This window comes from Faecalibacterium sp. An192 (genome assembly GCF_002160175.1).
Classification (GTDB): Bacteria; Bacillota; Clostridia; order Oscillospirales; family Ruminococcaceae; genus Faecalibacterium.
The window spans coordinates 25,307-40,029 of sequence record NZ_NFKB01000003.1; the positions used below are offsets into that span (position 1 = coordinate 25,307).

Annotated in this window: 13 protein-coding genes; 10 read left to right on the forward strand and 3 right to left on the reverse strand. The window is 61.9% G+C overall.

Annotated elements, in window-relative coordinates; translation table 11 throughout:
* Nucleotides 1-315 precede the first annotated feature (315 nt).
* The 10 genes from B5F27_RS01660 to B5F27_RS01705 all read left to right on the forward strand — a co-directional run bounded on the left by B5F27_RS01660 (nt 316) and on the right by B5F27_RS01705 (nt 11,341).
* Nucleotides 316-1,332, forward strand: a complete 1,017-nt coding sequence (locus tag B5F27_RS01660) for a LacI family DNA-binding transcriptional regulator (RefSeq protein WP_164488767.1) — start codon at nt 316-318, stop codon at nt 1,330-1,332.
* Between the two features lie 76 nt (nt 1,333-1,408).
* Complete coding sequence (locus tag B5F27_RS01665) at nt 1,409-2,746, forward strand: ABC transporter substrate-binding protein (RefSeq protein ID WP_087364219.1); 1,338 nt, start codon at nt 1,409-1,411, stop codon at nt 2,744-2,746.
* Between the two features lie 117 nt (nt 2,747-2,863).
* Complete coding sequence (locus B5F27_RS01670) at nt 2,864-3,715, forward strand: sugar ABC transporter permease (RefSeq protein ID WP_087364222.1); 852 nt, start codon at nt 2,864-2,866, stop codon at nt 3,713-3,715.
* On the forward strand, nt 3,715-4,557 hold the full coding sequence (locus B5F27_RS01675; protein WP_087364224.1) for a carbohydrate ABC transporter permease: 843 nt from the start codon (nt 3,715-3,717) through the stop codon (nt 4,555-4,557). The genes B5F27_RS01670 and B5F27_RS01675 overlap by 1 nt, the downstream gene beginning before the upstream one ends.
* A 12-nt stretch (nt 4,558-4,569) precedes the next feature.
* Nucleotides 4,570-6,045, forward strand: a complete 1,476-nt coding sequence (malQ, locus tag B5F27_RS01680) for a 4-alpha-glucanotransferase (protein ID WP_087364226.1) — start codon at nt 4,570-4,572, stop codon at nt 6,043-6,045.
* 383 nt (nt 6,046-6,428) lie between these two features.
* Nucleotides 6,429-6,875, forward strand: a complete 447-nt coding sequence (locus tag B5F27_RS01685) for a hypothetical protein (RefSeq protein ID WP_143405375.1) — start codon at nt 6,429-6,431, stop codon at nt 6,873-6,875.
* Between the two features lie 71 nt (nt 6,876-6,946).
* Entirely contained in the window at nt 6,947-7,207 is a 261-nt protein-coding gene (locus tag B5F27_RS01690; RefSeq protein WP_087247191.1) for a hypothetical protein, read from the forward strand.
* 504 nt (nt 7,208-7,711) lie between these two features.
* On the forward strand, nt 7,712-8,995 hold the full coding sequence (locus B5F27_RS01695; protein WP_087364228.1) for a galactokinase family protein: 1,284 nt from the start codon (nt 7,712-7,714) through the stop codon (nt 8,993-8,995).
* On the forward strand, nt 8,992-10,491 hold the full coding sequence (gene galT / locus B5F27_RS01700) for a UDP-glucose--hexose-1-phosphate uridylyltransferase (protein ID WP_087364231.1): 1,500 nt from the start codon (nt 8,992-8,994) through the stop codon (nt 10,489-10,491). Before B5F27_RS01695 ends, galT begins: the two co-directional genes overlap by 4 nt.
* A gap of 85 nt (nt 10,492-10,576) precedes the next feature.
* Nucleotides 10,577-11,341, forward strand: coding sequence for a copper homeostasis protein CutC (locus tag B5F27_RS01705; RefSeq protein ID WP_087364233.1), 765 nt, complete (start codon nt 10,577-10,579; stop codon nt 11,339-11,341).
* 97 nt (nt 11,342-11,438) lie between these two features.
* Here the strand turns inward: B5F27_RS01705 and B5F27_RS01710 are convergent, their stop codons facing one another.
* From B5F27_RS01710 to B5F27_RS01720, 3 genes are all read right to left on the reverse strand, one after another.
* Complete coding sequence (locus B5F27_RS01710) at nt 11,439-12,668, reverse strand: U32 family peptidase (RefSeq protein ID WP_087364235.1); 1,230 nt, start codon at nt 12,666-12,668, stop codon at nt 11,439-11,441.
* Between the two features lie 29 nt (nt 12,669-12,697).
* On the reverse strand, nt 12,698-13,840 hold the full coding sequence (mltG, locus tag B5F27_RS01715; RefSeq protein WP_087364237.1) for an endolytic transglycosylase MltG: 1,143 nt from the start codon (nt 13,838-13,840) through the stop codon (nt 12,698-12,700).
* A 62-nt stretch (nt 13,841-13,902) separates the two neighbouring features.
* Entirely contained in the window at nt 13,903-14,718 is an 816-nt protein-coding gene (locus B5F27_RS01720; protein WP_087247203.1) for a hypothetical protein, read from the reverse strand.
* Between the last annotated feature and the right edge of the window lie 5 nt (nt 14,719-14,723).

The following is a 14,723-nucleotide window of genomic DNA, read 5'->3' on the forward strand; positions in this document are numbered from 1 at the left end:
GCGCCGGAGGCCCGGGGAGAGCGCTCCGGTGCGTTCTCAAAATTTCACATAGTATCGTTGTGTACAAGACGTGCAGCTGGCGCGAACTGAAATTTTCACATAATTACCGGGAATTTTCGCAATTTCCGGGCTTCCTGCGTTTACGTCATTTCAAACTGCACAAAAATTATCTGCGCCATGGAATGATATTCACAAACTTTTCAGTGTGTTCTTGCATTTTTTGGACATGTGTGCCATAATAAGCTTGTCGGTAACGTTTCCGTAAACGATCCCGCAAACAAAACCAACGCCGACCGGAGGAAGGAGCTGCTGCACATGACGATCAAGGACATCGCCCGGATCAGCGGCTGCTCGGTCAGCACCATTTCCCGGGTCATCAACGACCGCCCCGACGTCCGCCCCGAAACCAAGGAGCACGTGCTGCGGATCATGCGGGAGGTGGGCTTTGTGCCCAACACCAACGCCCGCCAGCTGAAAATCCAGCAGTCCCGCAGCGTGGTCTTTGTGGTCAAGGGCACCCAGAACATGTTTTTTGCCGACTTTCTGGTCCACCTGCAGCAGGTGGTGGGGCTGTACGGCTACAGCGGCATCGTTTCCTATCTGGATGAAAACGCCAACGAGATGGAGGCCGCCGAGAAAATCCTCCGGGAAATCAAGCCCAAGGGTATGATTTTCCTGGGCGGCAACGTGGATAATTTCCGCCAGAGTTTTGACTCCATCACCATCCCGGCTGTTCTGGCCACGGTGGTGTCGGATGAGCTGAACTTCCCCAACCTGTCTATGGTGGGTGTGGACGACCAGGCGGCTGCCTATCAGGCCGTCACCTACCTCATCGCCCAGGGGCACCGGAAAATCTGCGTCATCGGCGGACCGGTTTCCAGCCATCCCAGCAAGATGCGCCGACTGGGCGCACAGCAGGCCATGGAGGACAACGGCCTCACCCTGGACCCCCGGCTGTACGGCCTGTCCAACTACAGCTTTGAGTCGGCCTACAACACCATGAACGGGTTGCTGGCCCGCCGGGCCCAGTTCACCGCCGTCTTTGCCATGAGCGATGTCATCGCCATCGGTGTCATCCGCGCTCTGGCCAGCGCCGGGTACAAGGTGCCCGACGACATCTCGGTGATCGGCTTCGACGGCATCTCCATGTCCCGGTACTGCGTGCCGGCTCTGGCCTCCATGGTGCAGCCCACCGGCGAGCTGGCGCTGCGGTGCGTGGAGCTGCTGATCCGTCAGATCGAGCACGGCACCCCGGCCCAGACCGTGATTCTGGCCCCCACCATCCAGGAGGGCGAAAGCGTTCGCCCGCCCCGCGGCGGTTCCGCCGTATGATTTCGACTCTTTTCTGCCCGGGTTGGGCAGAACGGACATACACACCTTTCACACGATATGACGAAGGAGAAGAACTATGAAAAAGATGATTTCCCGCCGCAACTTTCTGAAGGCCGCCGGCGCTGTATCCGCTGCCGGTGTTCTGGCCGCCTGCGGTTCTTCCAGCAGTTCCACCGCCGCTTCCACCGGTTCCAGCACCGCTGGTTCCACCGCTCCTGCTGCCAGCGGCAAGGTCTACTATCTGAACTTCAAGCCCGAGCAGGATGAGGCCTGGCAGAACCTGGCCGCCAAGTACACCGAGTCCACCGGCGTGCCCGTCACCGTCGTGACCGCCGCCGCCAACCAGTACGAGACCACCCTGATGAGCGAGATGGAGAAGAGCGAGGCTCCCACCCTGTTCCAGGTCAACGGCCCCGTGGGTCTGGCCAACTGGAAGGACTACTGCTACGATCTGTCCGGCTCGGCTCTGTACAGCGAGCTGACCAGCGATTCCTTCGCCCTGAAGGACGGCGACGCCGTGGCCGGCATCGCCTACGTCATCGAGACCTACGGCATCATCTACAACAAAGAGCTGCTGACCGCCGCCGGCTATACCCAGGACGACATCACCAGCTTTGACACCCTGAAGGCTGTGGCCGACGACATCCAGGCCCGCAAGGACGAGCTGGGCATCCAGGGCGCTTTCACCTCCGCCGGCATGGACGCTTCCTCCGACTGGCGCTACAAGACCCACCTGGCCAACCTGCCCATCTATTATGAGTACAAGGCCGACGGCATCTCCTCCACCGACGCCATCAAGGGCACCTATCTGGACAACTACAAGCAGATTTTCGATCTGTACATCACCGACTCCACCTGTGACCCCACCGTCCTGGCCAGCAAGACCGGCAACGACGCTGTGGCTGAGTTCGTCAACAAGCAGGCTGTCTTCTATCAGAACGGCACCTGGGCCTACACCGACATCAAGGATCTGGGCGACGACAACCTGGGCATGATCCCCATTTACATCGGCGCCGACGGCGAGGAGAACCAGGGCCTGTGCACCGGTTCGGAGAACTTCTGGTGCGTCAACAACAATTCCTCTGAGGAAGACATCCAGGCTACTCTGGACTTCATCCACTGGTGTGTCTCCAGCGAGGAAGGCACCGCCGCCATGGCCGACGACATGGGCTTTGTCATCCCCTTCAAGAGCGCAAAGGCTCCCACCAACCCCCTGAACGTCATCTCGGACGAATACGTCGCCTCTGGCAAGACCCCCGTTGACTGGTGCTTCTCCACCATGCCTTCCGAGGAGTGGAAGAACATGCTGGGCAGCGCTCTGACTGCTTACGCAGCCGGTACCGGCACCTGGGACGACGTGGTCAGCGCCTTCGTGGACAACTGGGCCACCGAGTATCAGCTGGCCAACGGCTGATCCTTCTCCGGCTGCCCGCTGTGACAGCAAGGACCATCGGCAGGGGCGGGCAGCAGCAGGCCCGCCCCTGCTTTTTGCGTCCCTGCACCCTTTCATCTGTATCAGGAGGTATCATCCATGCAGAAAACCATCAGCAAATACTGGCCGGTTTTTGTCCTGCCCACCCTGCTGGCCTTTATCATCGGCTTTATCTGGCCGTTCATCTGGGGCATTTACCTTTCCTTCCAGCGGTTCACCACCGTGTCCAAGACCACCTTCGTGGGCTTCGACAACTACATCCAGGTCTTTAAGGACTCCACTTTCATCCACGCCTTCTGGTTCACCGCAGCTTTCACTGTGGTGTCCACCGTCCTCATCAACGTCTTTGCTTTCGCCATCGCTCTGGTCCTGACCCGGGGCATCCGCGGCACCAACCTGTTCCGCACCGTCTACTTCATGCCCAACCTGATCGGCGGCATCCTGCTGGGCTACATCTGGCAGATTCTGCTCAACGGCATCCTGGCCAACCTGGGCAAGCCCCTGCTGGCTCTGGACGAACACTACGGCTTCATCGGCCTGGTGATCCTGATGTGCTGGCAGCAGATCGGCTATATGATGATCATTTACATTGCCGGCCTCCAGAGCGTGCCCAACGACCTGATCGAGGCCGCCAAGATCGACGGCGCCACCGGCCGGGAAATCCTCTTTAAGATCAAGGTTCCCCTGGTGATGCCCAGCATCACCATCTGCACCTTCCTGACCCTCACCAACAGCTTCAAGCTGTTCGACCAGAACGTGGCATTGACCGGCGGCGAGCCCTCCAACCTGAGCGAGATGCTGGCCCTGAACATCTACTCCACCTTCTACGGCCGCAGCGGCGCCCAGTGGAAGGGCATCGGCCAGGCCAAGGCCGTGGTCTTCTTCCTGATCGTGGTGGCCATCTCCCTGATTCAGCTCCGCTTTACCCGTTCGAAGGAGGTGCAGTCCTGATGTCCAAGACCAAACGCCTGTCCAACAACATCCTGACGGCCATCATGGTGATCCTCTGCCTGCTGTGGGTCTATCCCATCGTCCTGATCTTCATCAACAGCCTGAAGGTGGAGGGCACCTTCACCACATCCACCGTCTTTGCCCTGCCCACCGCTGAGAACTTCGCCGGTCTGAGCAACTACATCTACGGCATCGTCAAGATGAACTTCCTGTCCAGCTTCCTGTACAGCCTGGTCATCACCGTCACCAGCGTCTTTCTGATCCTGCTGTGCTGCTCCATGTGCGGCTGGTATCTGACCCGCGTTCACAACGCCCTGTCCAAGGGCATGAACCTGCTGATCGTCTTTTCGATGGTGGTTCCCTTCCAGATGGTCATGTTCACCCTGTCCAAGACCGCCGACACCCTCAAGCTCAACACCCCCTGGAACATCTGCATCATCTATCTGGGCTTCGGCGCCGGCCTGGCGGTCTTTATGTTCACCGGCTTTATGAAGAGCGTTCCCATCGAGATCGAGGAATCGGCCATGATCGACGGCTGCAACCCCATCCAGCTGTTCTTCAAGATTGTGTTCCCCATCCTCAAGCCCACCATGATCTCCACCGCCATTCTGGAAACCATGTGGGTCTGGAACGACTACCTGCTGCCCACCCTGGTGCTGGACATCAAGAAATACCGCACCATCCCCATGGCCATCCAGTACTTCCGCGGCGGCTACGGCCGCGTGGAGCTGGCTCCCATGATGGCCTGCATCATCATCGCCATTGTCCCCATCATCATCCTGTATGTGGCCTGCCAGAAATACATCATCGAGGGCGTCATCGCCGGCGCCGTCAAGGGTTAAGGAGGAGTTTTCATGCGTGCAAGCGGCATCCTGATGCCGGTATTCAGTCTGCCCGGTCCCTATGGCATCGGCACGCTGGGCCATGAGGCTTACCGGTTCGTGGATTTCCTCGCCGAGGCAAAACAGACCTTTTGGCAGATTCTCCCCATCGGCCCCACCGGCTACGGGGACAGCCCGTACCAAAGTTTTTCCGCCTTTGCCGGGAACCCCTACTTCATCGACTTCGGCCTGCTGGCCCAGCAGGGGCTTCTGACCGCGGAAGAGCTGCCCCCCGCCGAGGAGGTGGGGCCCATCCAGTACGGGGCCCTGTACAACCAGCGTCCTCTCATTCTGGCCCGGGCCGCCCAGCGGCTGCTGGCTGCCCCCTCCCCTGCATACCAGCGTTTCTGTGAGGAACAGGCCTCCTGGCTGGAGGATTATGCCCTGTTCATGGCCATCAAAGAGGAACAGGGTCAGGCCGGTCTGGCCGACTGGCCCGATGATTTGCGGTGCCGCCAGCCCGACGCCATCGCCGCGGCCCAGGCCCGGCTGGCCGATCGCTGCGACTACTACAAGGCGGTTCAGTTCTTCTTCTACCACCAGTGGGGCGCCCTCAAGGCCTACGCCAACCGCAAGGGCATCCGGCTCATCGGAGATATCCCCATCTACGTCAGCCCCGATTCCAGTGACCTGTGGACCCGGCCCGAGCTGTTCCAGACCGACGGTCAGGTTCATCTGACCCGTGTGGCCGGCTGTCCCCCCGATTCCTTTGCGGCCGACGGCCAGCTGTGGGGCAATCCCCTCTACGACTGGCCCCGCCACGCCGCCGAGGACTTCGCCTGGTGGAAGCGCCGGATGCGCCACGCCACCTCCATCTACGACCTGGTGCGGATCGACCACTTCCGCGGGTTTGAGAGCTACTTCTCCATTCCGGCGGGCAACACCACCGCCCACGGCGGCGAATGGGTCAAGGGCCCGGGCCTGGCTTTCATCGACGCCATGCACCAGGCCGTGGGCCGGGACGCCGTCATTGCCGAGGACCTGGGTTATCTGACCGACGAGGTGAAAGCCCTGCTGGCCGCCAGCGGCTGCCCCGGCATGAAGATCATGCAGTTCGCCTTTGACAGCCGGGAGCCGGGCAACTACCTCCCCTACACCTACACCGCCAACAGCGTGGTCTACACCGGCACCCACGACAACATCACCACCCAGGGCTGGCAGCAGTCCGCCAGCCCCGAGGACATCGACTACGCCTGCCGGTATCTGCGCTGCACCCCCGATGGCCTCACCGACGCCATGATCTGCGCCTGTCTGTCCAGCGTGTCGGCGCTGGCGGTCATCCCCATGGCCGACTGGCTCCATCTGGGCCCCGAGGCCCGCATCAACACCCCCAGCACCCAGGGCGGGAACTGGCAGTGGCGGCTGGATGCCGCCGCCCTGACCCAGGATCTGGCCCACACCATCGCCGGGCTCACCAGCCTGTATGACCGGGCCCCGGCTGCAACCTAACCTCCCCTGATTTCTTCTATTTCTTTCTCCTTATTTTGCGCATGTGAAACCGCCGCACGGTTCCTCCGGGAGCTGTGCGGCGGTTTCCGCATGCAAAGGCAAAAATTGGTCTCGACCGCCAAAAAGCGCGTCCGGGCTGGCTCTTTTCTTTTTGTGCAAAAAGATTGCAAAGGAACATTTTTTCGCGGGTTGTTTTGGGCATGTTTTGCAGTTGATGTTCGCAGGAACGTTGTTTTTGGCTTGTGTTTTTCACAACAACCTCACAAAGCCTGTCCAAACCAAGCTCTGCGATGCCTTGTTGTTTTTTGATGAATATGCTATAATTCAGGTAACTCAGTTCCCGCGAACCGCTGCGGGGGCCAACCTTGAAAGGAGCCCTACTTATGGAATATACAACTTCATCGGGTGTGATCGCCATGCCCGCCCACTATGCGCTTGTCCCGCAGGAAGAGATGGTCTATCTGGACGGTGGTGCACTCTTTAACATCACCCAGGAACAGCTGATTCAGTTCGGCGTCAATGTGCTGGTCAACGGCCTGATGTTCATCGGCGGCTCGTTCTTTACCGCCGGTGTCTCGATGGTGGCCAATGCCTTCGTCGGCACCACAACTACCACCGGCAACAAGCTCATGAAGGACTTCTTCTCCTCCCTGAATGGCTCTCAGTGGGCTTTTCTGGGCGTGGCCAGCCTGCTGGGCGGTATCTATGGTCTGAGCATGGCATCCTATTATTACACTGCTCTGATCGATCCCCTCATCAAGGCCTTCCAGGATGCGTTCTTTACTCCTGCCACCGCTGAGAGTCAGGGTGCTCTGCCCGCCGCAGCGTAATAACTGCCTCTAACCTTTAACCCATGGCAGGCGGTGCCTGCCACCCCATTCTAACAGAAAGGAGCTTTCCTATGCAGAATCTTCGCATGCCCGCACACTATGCAGAGATCACTCCGTCCGAGCAGCGTACGATCCAAGGCGGCGGCCCGGTTCGAGATGCACTTGTCGACTTCCTTGACAGCCTGCATCTGACCGACTTTTACCGTGGATCCTCGGTCTTTGCGATCTCCTTTACCTTTGTGCCCGCCCTGCTGTTCACCGCAGTGCGCGCTGTCTTCAATCTGAGCCAGGAACTGGTCGGCGGTATGTTCGATCTCTTCGAGCAGCTGTAACGCCCGTTCGTTTTGCGCTTGGACAAGCATTCCTTCCCTGGACAGTGAGTTTTTTCGCTGCCCCTGGTTGTGTATGCCTTTGTGCTGTATTTTCCTTTGCGCTCCCGGCCCTTCGTGCGGCCCGGAGCGAAGCTGATTCTTTTCCCAATCCTTAAAACGGTTTGCTCCGCCGCGGCGCCCTGTGCGCTGCGGCGGATTTTTTATTCCGCCGCTTTTCTCCATATAAAATATATCACCGTCCGGTCCCGGCCGCAGGGCTGTATCCAACACAGGGCCGTCCTGCCGCCGGCCGCATTTGACAAAGGCGCTAAAAGCTTTTTTTAGGTCAGAATTTTTTTGTGAAAACCTTCTCGAATGCCAGGACATGGTTTTTCTGCAACTTTTCATCAAAACGCAACAATAATACATGTTATTTTGCATCCAAATTCTTTATTATTAAATTGTACGAAAACCGCCGGGGCCGCGGACAACAGGCCCCCTGCACTGTATAAGGAGGAAACGAGAATGAAGGATGTCCGTATTTGGAAGCAGGAGCTGGCGGACGGTGTCCATGCCGCCCGGCTGGCCTCCCTCTACTGCTGCGCGCCCAGTGAGACCGCGCCCCAGGCTGCCCGCTATGCCGCCGCCCTGGACGGCCTGGAGGCAGCGTTTGGTCCCCACAGCGCCGCAGCGCTGTTCAGTGCGCCGGGCCGCACCGAGATCGGCGGCAACCACACCGACCACCAGCACGGCCGTGTTCTGGCGGGCAGCGTCAACATCGACATGATCGCCGCCGCCGGCCCCAACGACCGGGGCGAACTGCGGGTCCAGAGCGAGGGCTATCCTCTGTGCACCATCGCCCTGAACGACCTGGAAGCCCGCAAGGAAGAGGAGAACACCAGCGCCGCCATCCTGCGGGGCGAGTGCGCTGCCTTTGCCCAGCGGGGCGCCAAGCTGTCGGGCCTGGACGTGTATGTCACCTCCAACGTGCCCAAGGGCAGCGGCGTTTCCTCCAGTGCCGCCTTTGAAGTGCTGATCGGCACCATCCTGAACGAGCTGTTCATGGAGGAGAAGGTCTCCCCCATCGCCATCGCCCAGATCGGCCAGTGGGCTGAGAACGTCTACTTCGGCAAGCCCTGCGGCCTGATGGACCAGATGGCTTCCAGCGTGGGCAACATCATCACCATCGACTTTGCCGATCCCGCCAACCCGATGGTGGAGCCGGTGGACGTGGACTTCTCCAAGGCCGGCCTGGCTCTGTGCATCCTGGATTCGGGCGCCGACCACGCCGACCTGACCGACGAGTACGCCGCCATCCCCGCCGACTGCCGCGGCGTGGCCAAGGTCTGCGGCGGCGAAGTGCTGCGGGACGTCCCCTTTGAGACCTTCCTGGCCAACATTCCCGCCTGCCGCGCTGCCTGCGGCGACCGCGCCGTCCTGCGTGCCTTCCACATCTACGCTGACAACGACCGCGTGGCCCGCCAGGTGGCCGCCCTCCGGTCCGGCGACTTTGAGACCTTCCTGAGCCTGGTGAACGAGTCGGGCCGCAGCAGCTGGGAGTACCTGCAGAACGTCATCCCCGCAGGCTACACCGCCCACCAGGAGGTGGCCGTCACCATCGCCGCCGCCAAGCATCTGCTGGCCGGCGAGGGCGCTGTCCGTGTCCACGGCGGCGGATTCGCAGGCACCGTCCAGGCCTTTGTCCCCCTGGACAAACTGGACACCTTCAAAGCCGGCATCGAGGCCATCATCGGCCAGGGCCGCTGCCACGTTCTTTCCATCCGTCCTGAAGGAGGCGCTGTACTGTGATTTACAATGCAATTCAGCAGCTCGTCAATTACGGGCTGGACACCGGGCTGATCCTGCCCGACGACGAAATCTACATCCGCAACCAGCTCCTGATGACCATGCAGCTGGACAACTTTGAGGAGCCCGAGGGCGACTGCTACTACATCGACCTAGAGTCCATCCTCACCGCCCTGGTGGATGACGCGGTGGCCCGCGGCATCTGCGAGGACAACTCGGTGGCACGGGATCTGTTCGACACCAAGCTGATGGGCGTTCTGACCCCGCGGCCCAGCATCGTCCGGGCCAACTTCTGGGAGAAGTACGAGGAAGAAAGCCCCAAGGCTGCCACCGACTGGTTCTACGCCTTCAGCCAGGACACCGACTACATCCGCCGCTACCGCATCAAGAAGGACATGAAGTGGGTCACCAAGACCCCCTATGGCGACCTGGACATCACCATCAACCTGTCCAAGCCCGAAAAGGACCCCAAGGCCATCGCCGCCGCCAAGCTGGCCCCCCAGAGCGCCTACCCCAAGTGCCAGCTCTGCCGTGAAAACGAGGGTTATGCCGGCCGGATGAACCATCCCGCCCGTGAAAATCACCGCATCATCCCCATCACCATCAACGACAGCGACTGGAACCTGCAGTACAGCCCCTACGTCTACTACAACGAGCACTGCATCGTCTTCAACAGCGAGCACACCCCCATGAAGATCGAGCGGGCCACCTTCCGCAAGCTGCTGGACTTTGTGGCCCAGTTCCCCCACTACTTCGTGGGCAGCAACGCCGACCTGCCCATCGTGGGCGGCAGCATCCTGAGCCACGACCACTTCCAGGGCGGCTGCTATGAGTTCGCCATGGCCAAGGCTCCCATCGAAAAGACCTGGACCTTCCCCGGCTATGAGGACGTGGAGGCAGGCATTGTCCGCTGGCCCATGAGCTGCATCCGTCTGACCTGCGCCGACGACGAGAAGCTGGTGGACCTGGCCGACAAGATTCTGGCGGCATGGCGCGGCTACTCGGACGAGAGCTGCTTCATCTTTGCCGAGACCGACGGCGAGCCCCACAACACCATCACCCCCATCGCCCGGATGCGGGACGGCAAGTTCCAGCTGGATCTGGTGCTGCGCAACAACATCACCACCCCCGAGCATCCTCTGGGTGTGTTCCATCCCCACGCCAAGCTCCACCACATCAAGAAGGAAAACATCGGCCTGATCGAGGTCATGGGCCTGGCCGTTCTGCCCAGCCGTCTGAAGGGCGAAATCGCCGAGCTGGAGACCGCTCTGGTCAACCGTACCCCGGTGGACCAGTACGGCGAAGCCATCCAGAAGCACGCCGAGTGGGCCGGTGAACTGCTGGCCAAGCACCCCGACCTGAACGCCGACAACGTCCACGCCATTGTGGAGGAGGAGATCGGCCATGTGTTCGCCGAGGTTCTGGCCGACGCCGGCGTCTACAAGCGGGATGAGGCTGGCCAGGCCGGCTTCGTGCGCTTCCTGGAGAGCGTCCGCTGAGTTTTCTGCCCCCTGAACAAGATTTGGCCCCGCCGGCTGCATATTCGGGCCGGCGGGCGCCTATCCTATCCCAAGGAGGACCCATATGTCCCGTAAAGTTCTGGAAATCTGTGTGGACAGCACCGCCAGCGCCCGGGCCGCCCGGGAGGGCGGAGCCGACCGCCTGGAACTCTGCGCCGACCTGTCCATCGGCGGCACCACCCCCAGTCTGGCCCTGGTGCGCCAGGTCAAGGCCGAGACCGGCCTGCCGGTGCGGGCCCTGCTGCGGCCCCGGGCCGGGGATTTCTGCTACGACGACTGGGAGCTGGCCCAGATGGAAGAGCTGGCCGCCGAGCTGGTTCAGGCCGGGGCGGACGGCATCGTCACCGGGGTGCTGACCCCCGAGGGCGCGCTGAATGTCCCCGCCATGGAGCGGATCTGCGCCGCCGCCCGCCGGGCCGCCGAGGGCCAGCCGGTGGCTCTGGCCCTGCACCGGGCCTTTGACGTCTGTCAGGACGCTTCGGCCTGCCTGGAAGCAGCCTGCGCCCTGGGTCTGGACACCATCCTCACCAGCGGCCAGGCCGCCGATGCCTATACCGGCCGGGCGCTTCTGGCCCGGATGCAGCAGCAGGCTGCCGGACGGATTGAGATTCTGGCCGGGTCGGGCGTCCATGCCGACAACATTCCCCTGCTGGCCCGGGAAACCGGCATCCTGTCCTACCATCTGTCGGGCAAAAAGACCATTCCCAGCCGGATGATCTTCCGGCGGCCAGGCGTGCCCATGGGCCTGCCGGGCTTTGAGGAATTTGAGCTGTGGCAGACCGACCCTGAAGCGGTCCGCCGCGCCCGTCAGGCTCTGGACAGCCTCTAAAACGTCATTTTCTTTCTCCTTATACAGCGAGCTGCCCCGCCCTTCCGGACTGGTTCCGGGAGAGCGGGGCAGCTTGTTTTTTCATGTATTGGAATCGTTAACCCTCGGCGGTGTGCCGGCGCAGCAGGCTCATGGGAGGCAGCTCGGGGGTGGGGATGGTGTACTTTTCCATGGCGTGGGGGGTGGAGGTGACCTCCTCCCCTGCCTCGTTGTGAATCCAGGCGGGGGTCAGGGGGATGCTGGAACCGTCGGGCGTCAGGGCCTCGATGGTGTCACCCAGAGACCACTTGCCCCGCTGCTGGCAGGAGGCGACGCCGTTTTCCCAGCCGTCCACCGTGCCCACAAACTCCCATTCCCGGATGTAGGCGGCGCTGGACGTGTTCTGATGAGCCTTGTCGGCGCCAAAATAGAAGCCGGGAGAATAGGGCCGGTGACTGGTGCGGGTCAGCTCGGTGAACACCTCCGGGGCCAGGTCGAAGTCCTCGGCGAAGGGGTCGGCCAGGTACTGGTCCAGCGCCCGCCGGTAGGCCGCCGTCACGCTGGCCACGTAGTAGAAGGTCTTGGCCCGGCCCTCAATCTTGAGGCTGTCCACGCCGGCCTTGCAGATCAGATCCAGGAAGGGGGCGGTGCACAGGTCGTTGGCGTTCAGGATATAGCTGCCGCCCTCCCCTTCCCCGATTTCGTAGAGCTGGCCGGGGCGGGTTTCTTCGGTGAGGTAGTATTTCCAGCGGCAGGGCTGGGCGCACTGGCCCCGGTTGGCATCCCGGCCGGTGAGGTAATTGGACAGCAGGCACCGGCCCGACACGCTCATGCACATGGCGCCGTGGACAAAGGCTTCCAGCTCCAGCTCGGGCGGGGTCTTGTCCCGGATGACGGCGATATCGGTGAGGCTCAGCTCCCGGGCCAGCACCACCCGCTTGGCTCCCATCTTATGGCAGGCAATGGCCGAGGCATAGTTGGTGATGCCGGTCTGGGTGGACATATGGACGTCGATGTCGGGGGCGTAGGTCTTGCAGGCGTCCAGCACCCCCAGGTCCGCCACAATAAAAGCGTCCACACCGGCGGCGGCCGCCTGACGGATGGCGTCGGGGAGTCGGTCAGCCTCCTCATTGGTGGGCAGGGTATTCAGGGTCAGATAGACCTTGCGGCCCCGGGCGTGGGCGTAAATCACGCCGTCGGCCAGCTCCTCGGGGGTAAAGTTGGCGGGTGCAGACCGCATCCCGAATTCGGGCAGGGCGCAGTACACGGCGTCTGCTCCATAGCAGACCGCATAGCGCAGCCGCTCCAGGTCCCCCGCAGGGGCCAGCAGCTCAGGAATCTCAAGCATAAAACGGTTCCTCTCTGATTTGTTCCATCTCACAGGCCGGCGTTGACTTGGCGCGCGGTCTTGACGTTGGCCTGGTGTTCGGCCAGGGTTTTGGCGTAATAATAGTGACCGGTCAGGTCGGTGACAAAGAAATAGGCGTCTTTGGCCTCCTCATCCGGCTGGGGGTTCAGGGCAGCCCGGATGGCTTCCAGGCCGGGGTTGGACACCGGGCCCGCCGGCAGTCCGCTGCGGCTGTAGGTGTCGTAGGCGTCGATGATCTCCTGGGGAATGGCGTCCCAGCCCCCATACCAGGGGGCCACCCAGTTCCAGAGGTAGTTGTTGTCCTCGTCGCTCTGGATATAGCTGGAGACATTGCTCTCCAGCCGCGGATAGGGCGAGCCCTCCGCCAGGCGGTTGCGGAACACCTGGGCCACGTTGCTGTCCTGGTCGTTGCCAGCCTCCTCCTGAACGAAGGACGCCAGAGTGATGAGCTGATGCAGGGTCATCCCCTGCTCCTCCAGGCTGGCGTAGATCTCGTCGGTGATCATCTGGTCAAACCGGGCATAGAAGGTGGCCACATAGTCGTGGACCGTGCCGTCGTTGAGGAACTCATAGGTGTCGGGGAACAAATAGCCCTCGCACTTCATGAACCGGCCGGGGGCCTCCTCATCGCTGGGGACGTACTGCCAGAAGCGGTACTCACTGAAATCACCCTCGTTGGCCTCGGTGAGGAATTCCTCCGCGGTGCACAGGCCCGTCTTTTCCATCTGCTGTGCGATGGCGATGGCGGTGGTGCCCTCGGGGAAGGTCAGACGGGTGGACTCGGCGGCCGCGTACACCGACAGGGCCTGAATGAGTTCGTCGTAGGACGCGCCCTGTTCCAGCTCAAAGGTGCCGTACTGCAGTTTGGAGGCAGCGCCCTGCCGGCCCACATACCAGCGGAACAGCCGCGGGAAGCGGATGACGCCGGCCTGCTTCAGGTTGCGGGCAATGGCGGCCACACCGCTGCCCTGATCCACCGTGACGGTGACGGTCTGGCCGGAGGCTCCGCCGCCGGTGATCTCCCGGCGGAACAGCAGGGCCACCGCCCCCGCCGCCAGCACCAGAACCAGCAGCAGGGCCAGAATCACCCGGCGCAGGGTGTGCTTTTTGGGGTGCGGGGCAGAATGCTTGCTCGTTTTCGCGTCCTTCATACAACGTTTTCCTTCCTTGTGCAGGTCCGGCCAGGCCGGAACCGGGCCCGAAGGGGCCCGCCTTACTTTTCCATCATCAGCCGCATATAGCTGCCGCTCACGTCAAAGGGGGCGCAGGCAAACCGGATCATGCCGTATTCCTGCCGCGTGCCCTCCCCCAGAAACAGGGGCTGGGCGGCGCCCACGGTAATCACCGCTTTTTCCACCACCACTTCCTTCTGGCGGGCGGCTTCCATCAGCACTTCGGCGGCGCGGTCATCGTCGGCCATCAGCTCCACAAAAAAGAGGGTGTCCTCCCTGCGGAAATACAGGCCATAGCCGTGGTCATTGGAGACGATGGTGATGCCGCGGGCATACAGTTCTCCCAGCACCACCGTCATCCGGGCGGGGTCCACCTCCACGCTGTCGGGGCAGTACTGCCGGCGCAGCTCACAGAGCTTTTTGGCCGTGACGGCGTCAAAATCCGCCTGGCTCCACAGATTGCGGCGGACCTCCCGGGTGAGGCAGCGCAGGCCAAAGGCCCAGCTGAAACCGCGGGCGGCATAAAAGGCCGAACGCTGGGGGCCCGAGGGCACCGTCACCACAAAGTCGGCGCCCTGCCGGCTTTTCTGGCTGAACACATAGTCCACCAGGCCGGCGGCGTCGTTGTCATCCCGGCTGCACAGGCCATAGAGGTAGCAGCCCCGCCGCCCCTGCAAAGTGACCGGGACTGCCAGAACCAGCGCCTGCAGCACACCGTTCTCCTCTGCCAGGTAGGTGTTCTCTTCCCCGGCAAACTGCCGGACTGCCTTTTCGGCCTGGTCGGCGGGCTCATCCCACTGGGCAGCCCAAAGCTCTTTCACAGCCGCCCAATCCGACGGCTCCATCAGCCGAAACATCTTTA